The following is an 854-nucleotide window of genomic DNA, read 5'->3' as shown; positions in this document are numbered from 1 at the left end:
GCGAAGAACGGCTGATCCTTCGACAGACGAACCATGGCATCCGTCAGTTGAATCTCGTTGCCGGCGCCGCGCTGCTGATTGCCCAGGAGCGCGAAAATCTCCGGCTGCAGGATGTAGCGGCCGTTGATGTAGAAATTCGAAGGCGCATTGGCCGGCGCCGGCTTCTCGACCATGGCCGTCACCTCGAAACCGCCGCCGATCTCGGCGCCACGGCCAACGATGCCATATTTGTTGGTCTCGCTGGGTTCGCAACGCTCGACGGCGATTACGTTGCCGCCCGTGCGCTCATAAAGCTCGACGGTTTCGGCGAGGCATCCGCGACCGCCGAAGGACACCATGTCCGGCAGCAGCAAGGCGAAGGGCTCGTTGCCGATAACCTCGCGCGCGCACCAGACGGCATGGCCGAGGCCTTGCGGGGATTGCTGGCGGATGAAGCTGGTGGCGCCGGCCACAGGCAGCATGCTTTCGAGCGCCTCCAGCTGGGTCTTCTTGCCGGTCTGCTCCAGGGTGCCGATCAATTCCGGATGCAGGTCGAAATAGTCCTCGATCACCGCCTTGTTGCGACCGGTCACGAAGACGATGTGTTCGATGCCCGCCTCGAAGGCCTCGTCCACCGCATATTGGACGACGGGCCTGTCGACGACGGGAAGCATTTCCTTCGGCATCGACTTGGTCGCCGGCAGGAACCGCGTTCCAAGCCCCGCCACCGGTATCACGGCCTTCCTGATTTTCTTCATCGCAAATTCCTTCTGAGGAGATCGACTTCAATCCGTTCACAGGCCACGAAAATTCCCTCCATGTGCCTGCATCTTCACCTCCCCGCCCCGACGGCAAATTGTGCCGCCATTCTTCGC

Annotated in this window: 1 protein-coding gene; it reads right to left on the bottom strand. The window is 61.7% G+C overall.

Annotation, left to right across the window (positions count from 1 at the left end; all coding sequences use genetic code 11):
• Nucleotides 1-737: UTP--glucose-1-phosphate uridylyltransferase (locus tag EN879_RS37525; RefSeq protein WP_164774922.1), on the bottom strand; the 737-nt coding region annotated here is incomplete at its 3' end.
• Nucleotides 738-854: the final 117 nt, after the last annotated feature.

Origin of the sequence: Mesorhizobium sp. M7A.F.Ca.AU.002.02.1.1 (genome assembly GCF_003998535.1) — a bacterium.
In the GTDB taxonomy this organism is placed as follows: domain Bacteria; phylum Pseudomonadota; class Alphaproteobacteria; order Rhizobiales; family Rhizobiaceae; genus Mesorhizobium; species Mesorhizobium ciceri.
Note: the sequence above shows the minus strand (reverse complement) of the source record. Positions and strands in the feature narration are given on the sequence as shown.